Genomic DNA, 21,108 nt, shown 5'->3' on the forward strand with positions numbered 1-21,108 from the left:
AAATTTAAGAAAAAAATCTTAAAAACTCTTGACATAATAGATATTTTAAGCTATAATTTCATTTTTAAATTCATTGGTGCTGGTGTAGCTCAGTCGGTAGAGCTACTGCCTTGTAAGCAGTAGGTCGGCGGTTCAAGTCCGTTCACCAGCTCCATTTAAACAGTGTTTGACCAGATAATGCTAATATATTTAATTATATTAGGTGAGATACTCAAGTGGCCAACGAGGGCAGACTGTAAATCTGCTGACTATGTCTTCCGTGGTTCGAATCCACGTCTCACCACCATTTAAATTGTGCGGGAGTAGCTCAGTTGGCTAGAGCATCAGCCTTCCAAGCTGAGGGTCGCGAGTTCGAGCCTCGTTTCCCGCTCCATTTTAGAAATCTAACTGGGAGCTGTAAAATTTTTATGCAGTATTTTAGTTAAGATTTTCAATAAAAGTTGTTTGTGTATGTTTATTTAGTAGAAAGTTTGCTTTTGCCATGAGTTTTTTGCTCATATGGCTCAGAGGTAGAGCACTTCCTTGGTAAGGAAGAGGTCGTGGGTTCAAGTCCCACTATGAGCTCCATCAAAACAGATATAATGCTAAACACACAGATTTTATAAAACAAGATATTATTTATGGAGGATAAAGATGGCTAAAGAAAAATTTAATCGAAGTAAGCCACATGTTAACATTGGTACTATTGGTCACGTCGATCATGGCAAAACTACATTGACAGCTGCTATTTCAGCGGTTCTTTCAAGAAAAGGTTTAGCAGAGCTAAAAGATTATGACAATATAGATAATGCACCTGAAGAAAAAGAGCGTGGTATTACTATTGCAACATCTCATATAGAGTATGAAACAGTTGCTAGACATTATGCACACGTTGATTGTCCTGGTCACGCTGATTATGTTAAAAATATGATTACTGGTGCTGCACAAATGGATGGTGCTATATTGGTTGTAAGTGCTGCTGATGGTCCTATGCCTCAAACAAGAGAGCACATTTTGCTTTCAAGACAAGTAGGCGTTCCTTATATTGTGGTATTTTTAAACAAAAAAGATATGGTAGATGATGATGAACTTCTAGAATTAGTTGAAATGGAAGTTAGAGAATTATTGAATGAATATGGATTCCCTGGTGATGATACTCCAATTGTGGCTGGTTCAGCACTTCAAGCTCTTGAAGAAGCAAAAGCTGGTAATGATGGTGAGTGGTCAGCTAAAATTATGGAATTAATGGATGCTGTTGATAGTTATATTCCAACTCCAGAAAGAGATACCGATAAAGCATTTCTTATGCCAATAGAAGATGTTTTCTCTATTTCAGGTCGCGGAACTGTTGTTACTGGTAGGGTAGAAAAAGGTGTTGTAAAAGTAGGTGAGACTATTGAAATAGTAGGTATTAGACCAACTCAAACTACAACAGTTACTGGTGTTGAAATGTTTAGAAAAGAACTAGATCAAGGTGAAGCTGGAGATAATATCGGCGTATTGCTTAGAGGAACAAAAAAAGAAGATGTTGAAAGAGGTATGGTTTTATGCAAACCAAGCTCAATTACTCCACATAATAAATTTGAAGCTGAAGTCTATATACTAACAAAAGAAGAGGGTGGAAGACATACTCCATTTTTCAATAACTATAGACCGCAATTTTATGTAAGAACAACTGACGTAACTGGAACTATAGCTCTCCCTGAAGGAACTGAAATGGTTATGCCAGGCGATAATGTTAAAATTACAGTTGAACTTATTCATCCAATTGCTTTAGAGCAAGGAACGAGATTTGCTATCCGTGAGGGTGGTAGAACTGTTGGTTCTGGTGTTGTTTCAAAGGTTATTGCTTAATTTATTTTAAAAAAATGGGCTAGAATTCTAGCCCTATATTTATAGAAGGGATGATATATAATGAGAATTAAAGTAGGATTAAAATGCACTGAAAGTGGTGATATTAATTATAGTACTTATAAAAATAGTAAAACAACAACTGCAAAGTTAGAATTAAAAAAGTATTGCCCAAGATTAAGAAAACATACTATTCATAAAGAAGTTAAGCTAAAGGGCTAATTATATTTTAGGGCAATAGCTCTAATGGTAGAGCGCCGGATTCCAAATCCGATGGTTGGGGGTTCGAGTCCCTCTTGCCCTGCCACAAATTTAAGGTTTAATATGGAAAAATTTAAAAATTACATAAATCAAGCAAAAGCAGAGCTTTACAAGATAATATTTCCTACTTCACAACAAGTTAGGACAGCGTTTATAACTGTTTTAGTGGTTGTTGCTATTATTTCAATTTTTCTAGCTTTAATTGATTTATTGATGTCTTTTTCTATTCCTAAGATAGTGTGAGGTTGATATGGCTTTTAAATGGTATGCTATTCAAACTTATGCTGGTTCGGAAATGAGTGTTAAAAATGCTATTGAAGCATTGGTTGATAGTCATGGTTTAGGTGACAGAATCAAACAAGTTGTAGTTCCGACTGAAGATGTAATTGATGTCAAAAATGGTAAGCAAGCAATAAAAGAAAGAAGTTTGTATCCTGGATATTGCTTTGCTGAACTTGAGTTAGATACTGCACTTTGGCATCGAATTCAAATGCTTCCAAAAGTTGGACGATTTATAGGTGAGTCTAAAAAACCAAGTCCATTAGGCGATAAAGATATAGAGCTTATTCTTGATAAAGTTAATACAAGAGCAGCTCCGAAACCAAAAATATCTTTTGAGTATGGAGAAGTTGTTAGAGTTATTGAAGGTCCTTTTGCTAATTTTAATGGCACTGTTGAAGAATACGATATGATACATGGCACGCTAAAATTAAATGTTTCTATTTTTGGCAGAAGCACGCCTGTTGAGATTTTGTATTCACAAGTTGAAAAAATTGTTTAAAAATAAAGGAGATAGTTTATGGCTAAGAAGGTTATAGGCGAGATAAAATTACAAATAGCAGCCGCAAAGGCAAATCCAAGTCCGCCAGTAGGTCCAGCTTTAGGGCAAAAGGGTGTGAATATTATGGAATTTTGTAAGGCTTTTAATGAAAGAACAAAAGATATGGCGGGTTTTAATATTCCTGTTGTGATTACTGTTTATGCAGATAAAAGTTTTACATTTATTACCAAACAACCTCCTGCGACTGATTTGATTAAAAAGGCAGCAGGAATTCAAAAAGGATCAGATAATCCTTTAAAAAATAAAGTAGGTCAATTAACTAAAGCTCAAATTCTAGAAATAGTTGAGAAAAAAATAGCAGATTTAAATACTACAGATAGAGAGCAAGCTGCTAAAATTATAGCTGGTTCTGCTAGATCAATGGGAATTAATGTAGTTGATTAAACCTTTACCACTAAGGTTATTAATAAAAGTGGAAGCAAATTAAATGCGGAGAAATTTATGAAGAAGAATTCAAAAAGATTTGAAGAGTTATTAAAAAAAATAGAAGTAGATAAAATTTACACTTCACAAGAAGGAGTTAGTGTAGTTAAAACACTTGCTTCTGCTAAATTTGATGAAACAGTAGAGATAGCGTTAAAATTAAATGTTGACCCTAAATATGCAGATCAAATGGTTAGAGGATCTGTAGTTTTACCTGCTGGAACAGGAAAAACGGTTAGAGTTGCAGTTATAGCTAAAGATTTAAAGGCTGATGAAGCATTAAAAGCTGGTGCTGATGTTGTTGGAAGCGACGATTTGATTGAAGATATCCAAAAGGGAGTTATAAATTTTGATGTTTTAATCGCAACTCCAAATTTAATGGGTCTTGTTGGTAAAGTTGGTAGAATTTTAGGGCCAAAAGGTCTTATGCCAAACCCAAAAACAGGAACAGTTACTATGGATGTAGCTGAGGCTGTAAATAATGCAAAAAGTGGTCAAGTAAATTTTAGAGTTGATAAACAGGGCAATATTCACGCAGGAATTGGAAAGGTTAGTTTTACAGAAGAGCAACTGCTTAGCAATTTAACTACATTTGTCAAAGCTATAAATAGGCATAAGCCAGCATCTGCTAAAGGAAGATATATTAAAAATGCAACGCTTTCTTTAACTATGAGTCCTTCAATTAGTCTTGATACTCAAGAACTTATTGATTTAAGGTAGTAAAATATATCTTAGATTGGAGATAGCCGAGGCTATAAGCTTAATTGAGTTTTACTCTCTCTGCTTGAAATCACTGATCGGAAAGGAGAAAAATTGACACGAGATAAAAAATCTGATCTTATTAATACTTTAAGTGAAAGCTTTAAAGAATCAAGCGGCATTGTTGTTAGTGAGTTTAAGGGTTTGAGTGTTAAAAAACTTGAAGAGTTAAGAAAATCTGCAAAAGATTTGGATGTTAAGGTTCAAGTTGTTAAAAATACTCTTGCTAGTTTAGCACTAAAAAATGCAGGAATTGATGGTTTTGTATTAAAAGATACAAATATTTTCATTTGGGGTGAGCAACTTAACGTTACTAAGGTGGCTGCTAAATTTGCTGAAAATAATGATTTATTTAATATAAAATCAGCCCATATTGATGGAGAAATTTGCGGAGTAGAAAAAGTTGTAGCACTTTCAAAAATGCCAAGTCGCGACGAGCTTATTGCGATGTTGCTTCAGGTTTGGAATGCACCAATTCAGAATTTTACAATTGGCTTGAATGCGCTTAAAGAAAAAAAAGAACAAACAGCATAATATAATTTAGGAGAATAAAGATGGCAATTACAAAAGAAGATGTGTTAGAGTATATTTCTAATCTTACAGTTTTAGAATTAAGTGAATTAGTAAAAGAATTTGAAGAAAAATTTGGAGTTAGTGCAGCACCAGTTATGGTTGCAGGTGCTGTTGCGGGAGGTGCTGCGGCAGTAGAAGAAGAAAAAACAGAATTTGATGTTGTTTTGGTTGATGCTGGAGATAAAAAAATAAATGTTATTAAAGTAGTTAGAGCTTTAACTGGACTTGGCTTAAAAGAGGCAAAAGATGCAGTTGAACAAACTCCTTCAACTCTAAAAGAAGGCGTTAGTAAAGAAGATGCTGAAGCTGCTAAAAAAGAGCTTGAAGAAGCTGGAGCAAAAGTAGAACTTAAATAAGTTTTATTTTGTTATTATAAAATAAGGGGACATTCCCCTTAAAATTTGTGCTAACTTAGCACCAATCTTTCTTTCAAAATTTTTGCCATGGGGTGATAATATGCTAAATAGCCTTTATTCCGGAAATCGTCTTAGAATTGACTTTTCAAAAGTTAAAAAAGAGATTGAAATTCCAAATTTATTACAATTACAAAAAAAGAGTTTTGATGATTTTATAAATATAAATGATTCAACCAAAAATAGCGGTATAGAAAAAGTTTTTAAATCCATTTTTCCTATACACGATCCGCAAAATAGACTAAGTATAGAATATGTAAGTAGTGAAATTTTAAAGCCAAAATATACAGTTAGAGAGTGCATGGAGCGTGGTCTTACATACTCGGTTTCTTTAAAAATGAAGATTAGGCTTGTTATTTATGAAAAAGATGAAAAAACAGGTGAAAAATTAGGCGTAAAAGATGTAAAAGAGCAAGATATTTTAATACGTGATATTCCTTTGATGACAGATAGAGTATCTTTTATTATAAATGGTGTTGAGAGGGTTGTTGTTAATCAGCTTCATAGAAGTCCAGGTGTTATTTTTAAAGAAGAAGATAGCCCTACTGTTGTTAATAGAAGAATTTATACCGCACAAATTATACCAGATAGAGGCAGTTGGTTGTATTTTGAATATGATGTAAAAGATGTTTTATATGTTAGAATTAACAAACGAAGAAAAATGCCAATAACTATCCTATTTAGGGCAATGGGATATAAAAAACAAGATATTATTAAACTATTTTACCCAGTCAAAACCTTATTTATAAAAAATGGTAAATTTGTAACAAAATTTGATTTTAATGATTATAGTACAAAAGTAGATTATGATATAAAAGATGAAAAAGGAAATATAATTCATCAATCTGGAAAGAGATTAACTAAGAAAAAAGCAGATGCGTTAATAGAAGAGGGAATTAAATTTGTTGAGTATCCAATGGAGCTTTTACTAGAAAGATACTTAGCAAGCCCTGTAATAGATGGTGATAGTGGAGAAGTACTATATGATATCCTATCATCCTTAGATGAAGCAAAAATAGAAAAAATTCTATCCACCCAAACAAGTATTGAAATAGCAAATGACCTTGCAAAAGGTGTTGATAATAGTATCATAAATTCATTTTTACAAGACAATGAAACCTTAAAAATTTTAAGTCAAACCGAAGGAATTGATGATGAAAATGATTTAGCTGCTATTAGAATTTATAAGGTTATGAGACCGGGAGAGCCAGTTGTAAAAGATGCGGCCAGAACTTTTGTAAAAGATCTATTTTTTAATCCAGAAAGATATGATTTAACAAAAGTTGGTAGAATGAAGATGAATCATAAACTTGGCTTAGATGTTCCTGAATATGTAACTGTAATGACAAGTGAAGATATCATAAAAACTGTGCAGTATCTAATAAAAGTTAAAAATGGTCAAGGATTTATTGATGATAGAGATCATTTAGGAAATAGAAGAATTAGATCTATTGGAGAGCTTTTAGCAAATGAAACACATCTTGGATTTGTGAAGCTGCAAAAAGCAATTAGAGATAAATTTATAACTTTAGGTGGAAATATTGATGAGCTTATGCCTTATGATTTAATAAATCCTAAAACGATAACTTCTACATTGATTGAATTTTTTACAGGTGGGCAGTTAAGTCAGTTTATGGATCAAACTAATCCTTTAAGCGAGATAACCCATAAAAGAAGACTTTCAGCACTTGGAGAGGGTGGTTTAGTGAAAGAAAGAGCTGGATTTGAAGTAAGAGATGTTCATCCAACTCATTATGGTAGAATTTGTCCTATTGAAACACCTGAAGGTCAAAACATAGGTCTTATAAATACTTTAGCAACATATGCAAAAGTTAATGATTTAGGTTTTGTTGAAGCGCCTTACAAAAAGGTTGTAAATTGTAAAGTAACAGATGAAATTGTTTATTTAACAGCTACACAAGAAGAAAATTTAGTCATTGCTGCTGCTTCTGCAAAAATAGATGATGATGGAAATTTAATAGATGATTTTTTAGAAGCACGAAAAGATGGCGAAACTATTCTTGCAAAAAAAGAAGAAGTATCATTAATAGATCTTTGTTCTGGTATGGTAGCAGGCGTTGCTGCTTCTTTGATACCATTTTTAGAACACGATGATGCAAATAGGGCTTTGATGGGTTCAAATATGCAACGACAAGCAGTTCCTCTCCTAAGATCAACTGCACCATTGGTTGGTACTGGTATGGAGGCTACCATTGCTCGTGATTCTTGGGGGGCTATTAAGGCAAAAAGAGCTGGAACTATTGAAAAAGTAGATAGCAAAAATATATTTATTTTAGGCGAAGATTTAAATGGTCCTTTTATTGATCATTATTCAATGGAAAAAAATCTTAGAACAAACCAAAATACTATGTTCTCGCAACATCCGATCGTTAAAAAAGGAGATTTTGTATCAGAAGGTCAAGTTATTGCTGATGGTGCTAGCATGGATGGTGGCGAACTTGCTATCGGTAAAAATGCCTTAATAGCATTTATGCCTTGGCATGGTTATAATTATGAAGACGCTGTTGTTATGAGTGAGAAGATGATTCGTCAAGATGCTTATACCAGTGTGCATATTTATGAAAAAGAAATAGAAGCTAGAGAGTTAAAAGATGGTGTTGAAGAGATAACTAGAGATATACCAAATGTAAAAGAAGAAGAGCTTGCTCATCTTGATGAAAGCGGTATAGTAAAAATAGGAACAGAAGTTAAAGCTGGTATGATTTTAGTTGGAAAAGTTACTCCAAAAGGTGAGGTAAAACCAACTCCAGAAGAGAGACTTTTAAGAGCTATTTTTGGAGAAAAAGCAGGACACGTGGCAAATAAATCAATGTATGTTACAGGCTCTACCGAAGGCGTTGTTGTAGATGTTAAAATTTTCACTAAAAAAGGATATGAAAAAGATCATAGATCTCAAAAAGCATACGAAATTGAAAAAATGGGATTAGAAAAGGAACATCACGATAGACTTTTAATGCTAGATAGGGAAGAGATGCTAAAAGTAACCTCTTTACTTATAAAAAATAAACTTCAAGAAAATGCTACTTTGGGTAAAAATTCATATAAAGCAGGAAGTTTTGTTAAAAAAGAAGATCTTGAGCATTCAAATAGATTTACTTTAAATACATTTGTAAAATCTTATGACAAAAAAATACAAGAAGAGTATGATAATATAAAAAATCACTTCCAAAATGAAAAGCGTAAATTAAAAGAAGAGCATGATGAAAAACTTGAAATTTTAGAAAAAGATGATATTTTACCAAGCGGAGTTGTTAAATTAGTTAAAGTTTATATAGCCACAAAAAGAAAACTAAAAGTTGGTGATAAGATGGCAGGGCGTCACGGAAACAAGGGTATAGTTTCAACTATAGTTCCAGAAGTTGATATGCCATATTTACCAAATGGTCAAAGAGTTGATATTGTTTTAAATCCATTGGGCGTTCCAAGTCGTATGAATATAGGACAAATCATGGAGAGCCATTTAGGATTGGTTGGTTGGCGTTTAGGTGAGCAAATTGAGCAAATTTTAGAAGAAAAAACAGGCGAGTGGTTATCAAATTTAAGAGCTAAGATGATACAAATAGCAGATACAGCAAAATTAATGGACGCCAAAAACGAACTTAGTTTAATAAGCGATCAAGATCTTTTAAAATATGCAAGAGATTGGAGCAAGGGTGTTAAATTTGCAGCTCCTATTTTTGAAGGTATAGTTCCAGAAGATTTTGTTAAGCTTTTTGAATTAGCTAATATTGATAGTGATGGAAAAACAGAACTATATGATGGAATTACTGGTGAAAAATTTAAAGAAAGAGTAAATGTTGGTTGTATGTACTACTTAAAATTACACCATTTAGTTGATGAAAAAGTTCATGCAAGAAGCACAGGACCATATAGTTTAGTAACCCAACAGCCAGTTGGTGGTAAAGCACTTAGTGGCGGACAAAGATTTGGAGAGATGGAAGTTTGGGCATTAGAAGCTTATGGTGCAGCTTATACCTTAAGAGAAATGCTAACGATCAAATCAGATGATGTTGAGGGAAGATTTGAGGCTTATAAAGCCTTAACTAGAGGTGAAAATGTTCCAAGTGCAAGAATTCCAGAGACATTTTTTGTGCTAACAAAAGAGCTTAAATCATTAGCACTTGATATTGATATTTATAAAAAGGAAGACGCTGATGAGTGATTTAGTTAAAATTGAAATAAATGCAGAAGATAGACCTCACGACTTTGATGCAGTTCAGATAAAATTAGCAAGCCCCGATGAGATAAGATCATGGAGTCATGGTGAAGTTAAAAAACCAGAGACTATTAATTATAGAACTTTAAAACCCGAAAGAGATGGGCTATTTTGTGCTAAAATTTTTGGTCCTGTTAGAGATTATGAGTGTTTATGTGGTAAATATAAAAAAATGCGTTTTAAGGGGCATAAGTGTGAAAAATGTGGAGTTGAAATCACTGCTTCAAAAGTAAGAAGAAGTAGAATGGGGCATATTGAGCTAGTTACGCCAGTTGCTCACATTTGGTATGTAAATTCACTTCCTAGTAGAATTGGGACTTTGCTTGACATAAAGATGAAAGATTTAGAAAGAGTTCTTTACTATGAAGCTTATATAGTTGAAAATTCTGGTGAAGCTTTTTATGATAATGAAAATTCTAAAAAAGTTGAAAAATATGAAGTCTTAAATGAAGAGCAGTACCAGTTCTTAAGTCAAAAATTCTATGATACGGGATTTCGTGCAAGAATGGGCGGAGAAGCTATTAGAGATCTTCTTTGTGAATTAGATTTAATAGAAATTTTATCACAATTGAAAGAAGAAATGAGTTCTACAAATTCAGAGTCCAAAAAGAAAAGCATTGTAAAAAGATTAAAAGTTATTGAAGGTTTTGTGTCATCTGGTAATCGCCCAGAATGGATGATGATAACAGCTCTTCCGATTCTACCTGCAGATTTAAGACCTCTTGTTAGTTTGGATGGTGGTAAATTTGCCGTTTCTGATGTTAATGATTTATATAGAAGAGTTATCAATAGAAATACAAGATTAAAAAGACTATTAGAACTTGATGCACCTGAAATTATTATAAGAAATGAAAAAAGAATGCTTCAAGAAGCAGTTGATGCTCTTTTTGACAATGGAAGAAGGGCAAATGCAGTAAAAGGTGCAAATAAACGTCCATTAAAATCACTAAGTGAGATAATTAAAGGCAAACAAGGGCGTTTTAGACAAAATTTATTAGGTAAAAGAGTTGATTTTTCTGGTCGTTCAGTTATTGTTGTTGGTCCAAATTTAAGAATGGATCAATGCGGATTACCAAAAACTATGGCATTAGAACTTTTTAAGCCCCACCTTATAGCAAGATTGCAAGAAAAAAGCTATGCTACAACAGTAAAACAAGCTAAAAGAATGATTGATGAAAAAACTAATGAAGTTTGGGAGTGCTTAGAAGAGGTCGTAAAAGATTATCCTGTTATGCTAAATAGAGCTCCAACTCTTCATAAAATGTCTATTCAAGCATTTCATCCTGTTTTAGTTGAAGGTAAGGCAATTAGACTTCATCCGCTAGTTTGTGCTGCTTTTAATGCTGATTTTGATGGCGATCAAATGGCTGTTCATGTTCCGCTTTCTCAAGAAGCTATTGCTGAGTGCAAAACTTTAATGTTAAGTTCTATGAATATTTTACTTCCTGCAAGTGGTAAAGCAGTTTGCGTTCCATCGCAAGATATGGTTTTAGGAATTTATTATCTATCTTTAGAAAAAGAAAATGCTATTGGCACAAATAAAATTTACGCTAGTGTTGATGAGGTTATGGTAGCAGTTGATACTGGATTTTTAGATATCCATGCAAAAATTAAAACAATGATTAATGGCAGAACTCTCTTTACTACAGCTGGAAGATTATTAATTAAATCCGTTATACCTGATTTTATAGATGATAATCTTTGGAATAAAATAATGAAGAAAAAAGATATTTCTAATCTAGTTGATCAAGTCTATAAAATAGGAGGCACTGAGATTACTGCTAAATTTTTAGATGATTTAAAAAATTTAGGTTTTAAATCGGCAACAAAAGCTGCAGTTTCTATATCAGTAGCCGATATTATAATACCAGAATCAAAAGATAAATATATAAATGAAGCCAAAAAACAGGTTCAAGAAATTCAAAAACAACATGGAGTAGGGCTTTTAACAGATAGCGAAAAACATAATAAAATATTAGATATTTGGACTGAGACAGGTAATCAAGTAGCTAGCGAAATGATGAATTTGATCAAATCAGATAAGAGCGGCTTTAACTCAATTTATATGATGGCAGATAGTGGTGCTAGAGGTAGTTCAGCACAAATTCGCCAACTTGCTGGTATGAGAGGGCTTATGGCAAAGCCTGATGGAAGCATTATTGAAACTCCAATCATTTCAAATTTCCGTGAAGGATTAAATGTATTGGAATATTTTATTTCAACTCACGGTGCCAGAAAAGGTCTTGCTGATACTGCTTTAAAAACGGCTAGTGCTGGTTATTTGACAAGAAAATTGATAGATGTTGGTCAAAATGTCAAAGTTACTATTGATGATTGCGGAACTCATGAAGGTATAGAAGTTACAGAAATTACTTCTAATGGGGAGTTGATTGAGAGTTTAGAAGATAGAATTTTAGGAAGAGTTTTGAGTGATGATGTGATAGATCCTATTACAAATGAAATTTTATATCCAGAAGGAACTTTACTTGATGAAGAAATGGCAAAAGCTATAAGCGAAGCTGGTATTAAATCTGTAAGTATTAGAACTCCAATTACTTGTAAGGCTAAAAAAGGGGTTTGCTCTAAATGTTATGGTGTAAATTTGGGCGAGGGCAAATTAGTAAAACCAGGAGAAGCTGTAGGAATTATATCAGCTCAATCAATCGGTGAGCCAGGCACACAGCTAACTTTAAGAACCTTCCATATTGGTGGAACTGCATCGGCCGAGCAACAAGATAGACAAGTTGTTGCTAAAAAAGAGGGCTTTGTGAGGTATTATAATATAAAAGCTTATGAAAATAATGGTAAATATATCGTTTCAAATAGAAGAAATGCTGCTATTTTGATAGTTGAACCTAAGATAAAAGCACCATTTAGCGGAAAGATTAATATAGAAAGCGTCCATGAGGATATTATTATTACTATTACATCCAACAAAGATGAGGCTAAATTTACTCTTAGAAAACATAATCTTGCAAAACCTAATGAGTTAGCAGGTGTTAGTGGTAAGATTGAGGGAAAATACTTCTTGCCTTATGCAAGCGGAGATAGTGTTGAAGAAAATGAAAGCATAGTTGAAGTTGTTAAAGAAGGATGGAATGTTCCAAACCGTATTCCTTATGCAAGTGAGATTAAAATAGCAGATGGAGAGCCAATTAGTCAAGTAATTAAATCAAATGCCAATGGAGTAATTAAATTTTTTATATTAAAAGGCGGCGATTTAGAGAGAATTAAAAGCATAAAAAAAGGCTATAAAGTATCTGAAAAAGGTCTTTTTGTGGTTATAGCTGATACCCAAGGTAGAGAAGCTAATAGATTTTATATCCCTAGAAATTCCATAATTGAACTTGACGATAATTCATATGTTAAGGTGGGCGATGTTTTGGTTAGACCAGAAAGTGTCGATAGAGTAGTGATTGCTGAATGGGATCCATATTCTTCACCGATTATAGCAGAATCTAGCGGTGTTGTTAGTTTTGAAGATATTGAGCCTGGTTTTAGTGCTACAGAGCAATACGATGAGCTTACTGGTCAAACTCGTTTAGTTATTAATGAATATTTACCGCAAGGAATTAAGCCGTATATATTAATAGCAACTGATGATGGAGAAATTCTAAGATATCAAATCGAGCCAAAAACCGCTATTTTTGTTAGTGATGGAGCTAGAGTAAATTTAGCAGATACTCTTGCTAAAGTTCCAAAAGCCGTTGCAAAATCAAACGATATTACAGGCGGTTTACCAAGAGTTAGTGAACTTTTTGAAGCTAGAAAACCAAAAAATATAGCAGTAATTGCTGAAATTGATGGAAAGGTAAGATTTGATAAACCTCTTAGATCAAAAGAGAGGATTGTTATAGAATCATCAAATGGAACTAGCGTTGAGTATTTGATTGACAAAAACCGTCAAATTCAAGTAAGGCCAGGAGAATTTATACATGCAGGAGAAAAATTAACAGATGGAGTTATTAGTAGCCATGATGTTCTTAGAATTTTAGGCGAAAAAGCACTTCATTATTATTTGATTAGCGAAATTCAACAAGTTTATAGAAATCAAGGTGTTGCTATAAATGATAAACATATTGAAATAATTGTTTCTCAAATGCTTAGACAAATTAGAATTCTAGATAGCGGAAATACAAGTTTTATCGTTGGAGATTTGGTTAGTAGGCGTAAATTTAGAGAAGAAAATGAAAAAATTATCAAATTAGGCGGAGAGCCTGCTATAGCTGAGCCAATTTTATTAGGCGTTACTAGTGCCGCTATTGGAAGTGATAGTTTTATTTCAGCAGCCTCATTCCAAGAAACTACCAAAGTTTTAACAGAATCTAGTATTATAGGTAAATTTGATTATCTTGAAGATTTGAAAGAAAACGTTATTTTAGGAAGAATGGTGCCAGTTGGAACTGGGCTTTATAAAAATAAAAAAATTAAATTAAAGTCAAATAAATAAAATTCCAAAGAGTACTAACTCTTTGGAAGTAAATTATGCTTTGGAAACAATATGTTAAAAATTTTAAATTTACCAAATTTTGGACTTTTATTATTAAGAATATTCTTAGGAATTTGTGTTTTATATCATGGAATTTTTAAAATAAAATATGGAATATCTAACGTTATTTCTATTTTAGAAAAATCTGGAATTCCTGGATTTTTAGGATATTTTGTATATGTGAGTGAAGTTGTAATCCCAATTATGATTATAGTTGGAATTTATACAAGATTTGCTTGCTTGATTTTAATCTTAACATTTGGTGTTGTTTTATATACGGCTTATTCTAATTCTTTATTTTTCATTACGCCAGTTGGAGGATTGGTTCCTGAGATAGTTTATTTATATTTAGGCATCTCTTTTTGTTTATTATTTTGTGGGGGTGGAAAATTTGTTTTAAAAAATGATTAATAAAATTTAACAAAATTTTTTAAAAATTTACAATTTTTTAAGCCAAGGTTTGCTAAAATTAGCTTTTTTTAATAAATTTAATGATGAAAGGAAAATATTGTGCCAACCATAAATCAATTGGTCAGAAAAGAACGTAAAAAAGTGATTACTAAATCTAAATCACCGGCGTTGCAAAATTGCCCTCAAAGAAGAGGTGTTTGTACAAGAGTTTATACAACAACTCCTAAAAAACCTAACTCAGCTTTGAGAAAAGTTGCCAAAGTAAGGCTAACAAGTGGATTTGAAGTTATTAGCTATATCGGTGGCGAAGGACATAATCTACAAGAACACTCAATCGTTTTAGTAAGAGGCGGTAGGGTAAAAGATTTACCAGGTGTTAAATATCATATTGTTCGTGGTGCATTAGACACAGCAGGTGTTGCAAAAAGAACAGTTTCGAGATCAAAATACGGTGCTAAACGACCTAAAAAATAGTTTAGTTAAACAGACTAGCCCGAGTTTTGGCTAAGTTTGAGTAAAATTAAAATTTGAAGGAATAAAATGAGAAGAAGAAGAGCCCCTGTTAGGGAAGTTATGCCTGATCCAATTTATGGAAACAAAATAATCACTAAATTTATTAACTCACTTATGTATGATGGAAAAAAAAGTGTAGCCACTGAGATTATGTATGGTGCTTTAGATTTAATAGATAGTAAAAATTTAGAGCAAAAAGGAATTGACATTTTTAATGATGCCATTGAGAATATCAAGCCTATATTAGAAGTTAAAGCAAGAAGAGTAGGTGGAGCTACCTATCAAGTTCCAATCGAAGTTCGTCCAGCAAGACAGCAAGCACTTGCTATTAGATGGATTATATCTTTTGCTAGAAAAAGAAGTGAAAGAACTATGATAGAAAAACTAGCATATGAATTAATAGATGCTGCAAATTCAAAAGGTGCTTCATTTAAGAAGAAAGAAGATACTTATAAAATGGCAGAAGCTAACAAAGCATTTGCTCATTATCGTTGGTAATAGAAAGGATATTTAATGGCAAGAAAAACACCTTTAAATATGGTAAGAAACATCGGTATTGCTGCACATATAGATGCTGGAAAAACAACAACAAGTGAAAGAATTCTATTTTTTACTGGAATGAGCCATAAGATTGGTGAAGTTCATGACGGTGCTGCTACTATGGATTGGATGGAGCAAGAAAAAGAAAGAGGCATTACAATTACATCGGCTGCTACTACTTGCTTTTGGAAAGACCATCAAATCAATCTTATAGACACCCCAGGACACGTTGATTTTACTATTGAAGTTGAGAGATCTATGAGGGTTTTAGACGGTGCGGTGGCTGTATTTTGTTCTGTTGGTGGTGTTCAGCCACAAAGCGAAACTGTTTGGAGACAAGCAAATAAATATGGTGTTCCAAGGATAGTTTTTGTAAATAAAATGGACAGAATTGGAGCAAATTTTTATAATGTTGAACAACAAATCAAAGATAGATTAAAAGCTAATCCAGTTCCTATCCAAATTCCAATCGGTGCTGAAGATGAATTTAAAGGCGTGGTAGATTTAATAACCATGAAAGCATTAGTTTGGGAAGATGAAAGCAAGCCTACAACTTACGTTGAAAAAGAAATTCCAAGTGAACTTTTAGAAAAAGCACAAGAATATAGAGAAAAATTAGTAGAAGCTGTTGCTGAGAACGATGATTTACTAATGGAAAAATATTTTGGTGGAGAAGAGCTTAGTGAATCTGAGATTAAAAATGGCATAAAGAAAAGTTGTTTAAATTTAAGTATCGTACCTATGATGTGTGGAACTGCTTTTAAAAATAAAGGTGTTCAACCTCTTTTAGATGCTGTTGTTGATTATTTACCAGCGCCAGATGAAGTTGCAGATATTAAAGGTCAATATGAAGATGGAACAGAAGTAATTGTAAAATCAACAGATGATGGCGAATTTGCAGCTTTAGGTTTTAAGATTATGACAGATCCATTTGTTGGTCAGCTTACTTTCGTTAGAGTTTATAGAGGAATTTTAGAAAGCGGAAGTTATGTCTATAATACAGTAAAAGGCAAAAAAGAGAGAATTGGACGACTTCTTAGAATGCACTCTAATAAAAGAGAAGAGATAAAAGAGCTTTATGCTGGCGAAATTGGTGCCGTTGTGGGATTAAAAGATACATTGACAGGAGATACTTTAGCAAGCGAAAAAGATAAGGTTATTTTAGAAAGAATGGAATTTCCAGAGCCTGTAATAAGTGTTGCAGTAGAGCCAAAAACAAAAGCAGATCAAGAAAAAATGGGTATAGCTCTTCAAAAATTAGCACAAGAAGATCCTAGTTTTAGAGTTACAACTGATGAAGAAAGTGGTCAAACTATTATTTCTGGTATGGGTGAATTGCATCTTGAAATTATCGTAGATAGAATGCTTAGAGAATTTAAAGTAGAAGCAGAAGTTGGTCAGCCACAAGTTGCTTATAGAGAAACTATCAGAAAAACTGTTGAGCAAGAGTATAAATACGCTAAACAATCAGGTGGTCGTGGTCAATATGGTCATGTATATTTACGTCTTGAACCGCTTGAGCCAGGCAGTGGTTATGAATTTGTGAATGATATAAAAGGCGGAGCTATTCCAAAAGAATACATTCCAGCTGTTGATAAGGGTTGTCAAGAGGCTATGCAAGGTGGCGTTTTAGCAGGATATCCTGTAGAAGATGTTAAAGTTACTGTATATGATGGAAGTTATCACGATGTAGATAGTTCCGAAATGGCATTTAAACTTGCTGCTTCAATGGGCTTTAAGGAGGGTGCTAGAAAAGCAGGTGCTGTTATTTTAGAACCGATTATGAAGGTTGAAGTTGAAACTCCAGAAGATTATATGGGCGATGTTATAGGTGATTTAAATAAAAGAAGAGGTCAAGTTAATAATATGAGCGAGCGTGGCGGAAATAAAATAATAGATGCATTTTGTCCACTTTCAGAAATGTTTGGTTATTCAACTGATTTGAGAAGTCAAACCCAAGGTCGTGCTACATATTCGATGGAATTTGATCATTATGCAGAAGTTCCAAAAAACGTTAGTGAAGAGATAATTAAAAAAAGAAATGGTTAATTTAAGGGCAGATTTTGCCCTTAGTTTAATTGATTAAATTTACAATATGTTCGTTTATTAAATTGTGTTTTAAATTTATAACGCAAGGTTAATGTTGATAAATTCGTATAAATTTTAAATTTAAATTTATGCTTTCATTACAATTTTTGTCCTCATAGCTCAGCTGGATAGAGCACAAAATTCCTAATTTTGAGGCCGTGAGTTCGAATCTCGCTGAGGACACCACTACAAATATAATTCAGGAGAATTTATGGCAGGAGTTTTAAGTATTCAGATAAATTCAGTAGTTGGAGATAAAGAAGCAAATTTATCTAAAGTAGATAATTTAATAAAACAAAATAGCGATAAAAAGCTAGATTTAGTTGTTTTACCCGAGTTTTTTTCTACTAATATTAGCCATTTTGATTTTCAAAATTCACCTGAAAATGAAAATGGAGGAGATGTTATTAAAAGGCTACAGAATTTAGCCAAAAAATACAACACAAATATCATTTCAGGCTCTGTTATTACGCAAGAACAATCAAAGCTTTTTAATACAACTTTTGCTATTGATAGGGATGGACAAATTTTAGCTAAATATAAAAAAATTCATCTTTATAACTATTGTGGCGGAAATGAGGGTGCTTTAATAAGTGCTGGCGATCAAAAGAGGGTTGTAGAGTTTGATTTTGCCAAAGTTGGTCTTGGGATTTGTTTTGATATAAGATATCCTAATTTTTTTAAAGATTTAGCTAAAAATGGGGCTGAAATTTTTGTTTTACCAACTGCTTGGATTATGGAAAATAAAATTTTCAATGATGAAAATTTACTTAAATTCGAAAGAGATATTTTCAATCATATGGCTCAAATTAGAGCATTTGATAATGCGTGTTTTATGGTTGTGTCAAATCAAGCAAAAGATGTAAATTCAAAAATTTCATCCATTGGTTGCTCGATGATATGCGATTTTGATGGTAGAATTTTAGCTAAAGCTAGAGATGAAGAGTGCGGTATTTTTGCCGAGATTAATCTTTTGAGGCGAAGAAATTTTATAAAAGATTTTCCTATTTTTGAGATTGATTAAATGGATATTTTTTTAGTTTCTCACACTGAAAATGATAGGGTTAAAAATATTAAAGTTTGTGGTGTTAAATTTTATAATTTTAGTATTGATTTATCAGATTTTGATGCTTTAGTTGCTACGTCTAAAAATTCCATCAAAGCCCTAAAAAACAACTCTATAAACTTAGTAAATTTAGAGGTTTTTAGCATAGGTCAAAGCACTACAAAAGCGGCTTTAGATTTTGGTTTTACTCAAATTTATACAGCTAAAAATTCTCACGGCAATGAATTTGCTCACGAGATAATACCTCTTTTAAAAAATAAAAAAGTTATTTTTTTAAAAGCAAAAGATAGCGTTTCAAATATAAGAGAAATTTTAATTAAAAATCATATAAATTTGAGTGAAATTTTAGCTTATGAAACAGAAATTTTAAATTTATCAAAAGATGAAATTTTATCTAAAATACCACCAAAAAACAGCGTTTTAATCTTTACTTCTCCATCAAATGTTAAAGGATTTTTGCAAAATTTCAACATTGATGATAGCTATAAGCTAATAGCAATCGGCAAAGCAACAGCAAAAGAGCTAAAGGGCTATAAAAATGTATCTATTTCAGATAAACAAAATATAAATGAGTGTATAAAATTAGCCAAATTTATAGCATTTTAAAAACAAGATAAATTTTCAAAAAATAAAAATAATAGCAGATAGACGCATGTTTATTAAACTCTATTTTCTAAATTTAAAGATATTAGATGATTTTTGTTTGAAAAATTATAAAATTATGAAAAAATATTTACTTTTATTTAAAATGATTATTACTTTAAGCGTTTTTTTTTTTTTTGAAATGTTATAATAATCTCCATTTTACAATAAGGATTGAGCAATGAAAAAGATATTTTTATTTGCATTTTGTTTGGCTGTGTTTTGTTTGGCTGCTGATTTAGATGAGATCAGACAAAAAGGAGAGATAAAAATCGGCGTTAGAACGAATTTATTTCCTTTTGCAAAACTTACATCAAATGGAGAATTTGAGGGCTTTGAGGTAGAGTTGGCTAAAAAAATTGGCTATGAGCTTTTAGAAAATAGAGGTAAGGTAAAATTGGTTGGAGTAAATGCCAAGCAGAGGATAGAATTTTTGCAAAATGGTAGCGTTGATATCATAATAGCGTCATTTGCTCAAGATCCTGAAAGGGAGAAGGTGGTAGATTTTTCTATACCGTATTTTTCAATGTCTGATGCTATCTTGACGCATAAAAATAAACAAGTTTCTTCTTTAAATAGCGTATTTGGAGAGAAAATTTTAGCAGTGCCAGGCACGACTTCATATACTTATCTAACACAAATGGGAAGATTTCAAATTATTGATTGTAAAAACTCAAAAGATTGTTTTACTAGGTTAAAAGCCGGCGAGGCTGATTATTATGCTCAAATGATACAGATGGTTGGCGTTTATCCTTTGGTGGATAAAGATTATGTAGTTTCTCTTAGAAAAATAGGAGAAGATCACTACTTGTCTGTTGGCTTGCCTAAAAATACGCCAAAATTAAAAGAAGCTGTCAATAAAACTATCATAAAATTAAGCAAAGAAGGCTTTTTCCAAAAAGCTTATAGCGAAATTTTTGAACCATTTTATAGAGGAACTCTTGATAAGAAGTACTTTTTGGTAGATTCTATTTATGATATGTTTTTTTAAAATTTTATCCGCATAAATTTTGTGCGGATTTAAATTTTATACTTCAAAATCTAATTAAATTTTTAAGATTTTATACCCTGTGCGATAAAATTCTGTAAAATCTAGTATAATTATATCCAAAAAGGATGATTATGATAAAGCTTGAGTTTGTGGGAGTTGGAGAAGTTAGAGAATATGGAGAAAAGAATTATAAAAATTCCTTAGAAAAGCCATGGAAAAGTGCTATGAAAAAACTTTAATTACTGAAAAAATTTATGCAAATAAATTTGGCTTTGAAAATGATATGGTGTTTGATACAAAAAATCATGGTGGATTAGAAAAAGCAATTTTTGCAAATTCTACTAAAAACTACAAAATTTGGGCTAAATTCTTAAACAAAAATATAAATTATGGCGATATGGGTGAAAATTTAACTATAAATGGTCTTGATGAAAGCAGTGTTTGTGTCGAAGATATCCATAAAATAGGCTCTTTGGTTATTCAGGTTAGTCAGCCACGAAAACCTTGCTTTAAGATAAGCAAGATGTTTAAACACAAAAATTTCACAGCCAAAATTATAGAAACAGGTCTTACTGGGTGGTATTATAGGGTTTTAGAAGAAAGTATCTTAAAATGTGGTGATGAGGTAAAAATAATCCAAAAATATAGTGTAAATTTAAGTATTTTAGAACTCAACAAACTTTTTTATAATCTAAATGACAATTCAAATATATTTGAAAAATTAAAAATTTGCAAAACTTTATCTAATGAGTGGAATGGAAGTATTTAGAGTAGATTAAAAGGAATTTATGATGATAGCTATATGAAAAATTGATAAATTTACTCTAATTTCTATCTAATTTTATAGATAAATATCTCGACTTTGAGATTTATTAAACCAGATAGAATTGACTCAACTTAAGTGCTAATAAATTTAAAATATCATTATTTAGAAGAATTTTAAAGAGTTTTCATCAAAATAGCTAAAATTTGCGATGTTTTAAAGAGTTGTAGATAAATAGATGAAAACATGATATTTGATAGCTAGGGAG

General features: G+C 32.1%; 18 protein-coding genes and 6 tRNA genes. All 24 read left to right on the plus strand.

The window, feature by feature from the left end:
• Positions 1-78: 78 nt before the first annotated feature.
• A tRNA-Thr gene (locus F1B92_RS04140) sits at positions 79-154 on the plus strand.
• Positions 155-201: 47 nt separating this feature from the next.
• Positions 202-286: transfer RNA gene (locus F1B92_RS04145), tRNA-Tyr, on the plus strand.
• A 10-nt stretch (positions 287-296) separates the two neighbouring features.
• A tRNA-Gly gene (locus tag F1B92_RS04150) sits at positions 297-373 on the plus strand.
• 119 nt (positions 374-492) lie between these two features.
• Positions 493-567: transfer RNA gene (locus F1B92_RS04155), tRNA-Thr, on the plus strand.
• A 66-nt stretch (positions 568-633) separates the two neighbouring features.
• Positions 634-1,833: an elongation factor Tu gene (gene tuf, locus F1B92_RS04160; protein ID WP_154570638.1), complete on the plus strand. Its 1,200-nt coding sequence runs from the start codon at positions 634-636 to the stop codon at positions 1,831-1,833.
• A 60-nt stretch (positions 1,834-1,893) separates the two neighbouring features.
• A complete protein-coding gene (gene rpmG, locus F1B92_RS04165) occupies positions 1,894-2,052 on the plus strand; it encodes a 50S ribosomal protein L33 (RefSeq protein WP_154570639.1) in 159 nt (52 codons plus the stop codon).
• A gap of 9 nt (positions 2,053-2,061) precedes the next feature.
• A tRNA-Trp gene (locus F1B92_RS04170) sits at positions 2,062-2,137 on the plus strand.
• Positions 2,104-2,334: a preprotein translocase subunit SecE gene (gene secE, locus F1B92_RS04175; protein WP_154570640.1), complete on the plus strand. Its 231-nt coding sequence runs from the start codon at positions 2,104-2,106 to the stop codon at positions 2,332-2,334. Before F1B92_RS04170 ends, secE begins: the two co-directional genes overlap by 34 nt.
• Before the next feature lie 7 nt (positions 2,335-2,341).
• Positions 2,342-2,872 carry a transcription termination/antitermination protein NusG gene (gene nusG / locus F1B92_RS04180; protein ID WP_154570641.1) on the plus strand — a complete coding sequence of 177 codons (531 nt, stop codon included), beginning with the start codon at positions 2,342-2,344 and terminating at the stop codon, positions 2,870-2,872.
• Positions 2,873-2,890: 18 nt separating this feature from the next.
• Positions 2,891-3,316, plus strand: a complete 426-nt coding sequence (rplK, locus tag F1B92_RS04185; RefSeq protein WP_154570642.1) for a 50S ribosomal protein L11 — start codon at positions 2,891-2,893, stop codon at positions 3,314-3,316.
• Positions 3,317-3,373: 57 nt separating this feature from the next.
• A complete protein-coding gene (rplA, locus tag F1B92_RS04190) occupies positions 3,374-4,075 on the plus strand; it encodes a 50S ribosomal protein L1 (protein WP_154570643.1) in 702 nt (233 codons plus the stop codon).
• Positions 4,076-4,168: 93 nt separating this feature from the next.
• Positions 4,169-4,648: a 50S ribosomal protein L10 gene (gene rplJ / locus F1B92_RS04195; protein WP_154570644.1), complete on the plus strand. Its 480-nt coding sequence runs from the start codon at positions 4,169-4,171 to the stop codon at positions 4,646-4,648.
• Between the two features lie 20 nt (positions 4,649-4,668).
• Positions 4,669-5,043 carry a 50S ribosomal protein L7/L12 gene (gene rplL, locus F1B92_RS04200; protein ID WP_154570645.1) on the plus strand — a complete coding sequence of 125 codons (375 nt, stop codon included), beginning with the start codon at positions 4,669-4,671 and terminating at the stop codon, positions 5,041-5,043.
• Between the two features lie 100 nt (positions 5,044-5,143).
• Positions 5,144-9,283 (plus strand): DNA-directed RNA polymerase subunit beta, encoded by a 4,140-nt coding sequence (gene rpoB / locus F1B92_RS04205; protein WP_154570657.1) that lies wholly within the window; start codon positions 5,144-5,146, stop codon positions 9,281-9,283.
• Positions 9,276-13,787, plus strand: coding sequence for a DNA-directed RNA polymerase subunit beta' (gene rpoC, locus F1B92_RS04210; protein ID WP_154570646.1), 4,512 nt, complete (start codon positions 9,276-9,278; stop codon positions 13,785-13,787). The genes rpoB and rpoC overlap by 8 nt, the downstream gene beginning before the upstream one ends.
• A 51-nt stretch (positions 13,788-13,838) precedes the next feature.
• Positions 13,839-14,237, plus strand: coding sequence for a DoxX family protein (locus F1B92_RS04215; protein WP_154570647.1), 399 nt, complete (start codon positions 13,839-13,841; stop codon positions 14,235-14,237).
• A gap of 99 nt (positions 14,238-14,336) precedes the next feature.
• Entirely contained in the window at positions 14,337-14,711 is a 375-nt protein-coding gene (gene rpsL, locus F1B92_RS04220; protein WP_326833090.1) for a 30S ribosomal protein S12, read from the plus strand.
• A 66-nt stretch (positions 14,712-14,777) separates the two neighbouring features.
• A complete protein-coding gene (gene rpsG / locus F1B92_RS04225) occupies positions 14,778-15,248 on the plus strand; it encodes a 30S ribosomal protein S7 (RefSeq protein WP_154570648.1) in 471 nt (156 codons plus the stop codon).
• A gap of 15 nt (positions 15,249-15,263) precedes the next feature.
• Complete coding sequence (fusA, locus tag F1B92_RS04230; protein ID WP_154570649.1) at positions 15,264-17,339, plus strand: elongation factor G; 2,076 nt, start codon at positions 15,264-15,266, stop codon at positions 17,337-17,339.
• A gap of 148 nt (positions 17,340-17,487) precedes the next feature.
• A tRNA-Arg gene (locus F1B92_RS04235) sits at positions 17,488-17,564 on the plus strand.
• Positions 17,565-17,589: 25 nt separating this feature from the next.
• On the plus strand, positions 17,590-18,402 hold the full coding sequence (locus tag F1B92_RS04240; protein WP_154570650.1) for a carbon-nitrogen hydrolase family protein: 813 nt from the start codon (positions 17,590-17,592) through the stop codon (positions 18,400-18,402).
• Positions 18,403-19,050, plus strand: coding sequence for a uroporphyrinogen-III synthase (locus tag F1B92_RS04245; protein WP_154570651.1), 648 nt, complete (start codon positions 18,403-18,405; stop codon positions 19,048-19,050). It abuts the gene before it with no gap.
• Positions 19,051-19,267: 217 nt separating this feature from the next.
• Positions 19,268-20,077, plus strand: coding sequence for a transporter substrate-binding domain-containing protein (locus F1B92_RS04250; RefSeq protein ID WP_154570652.1), 810 nt, complete (start codon positions 19,268-19,270; stop codon positions 20,075-20,077).
• Positions 20,078-20,288: 211 nt separating this feature from the next.
• Complete coding sequence (locus tag F1B92_RS04255) at positions 20,289-20,846, plus strand: MOSC domain-containing protein (RefSeq protein ID WP_229770917.1); 558 nt, start codon at positions 20,289-20,291, stop codon at positions 20,844-20,846.
• The last annotated feature ends 262 nt before the right edge of the window (positions 20,847-21,108 follow it).

The sequence above is a fragment of the Campylobacter portucalensis genome, assembly GCF_009690845.1.
GTDB classification, from domain to species: domain Bacteria; phylum Campylobacterota; class Campylobacteria; order Campylobacterales; family Campylobacteraceae; genus Campylobacter_B; species Campylobacter_B portucalensis.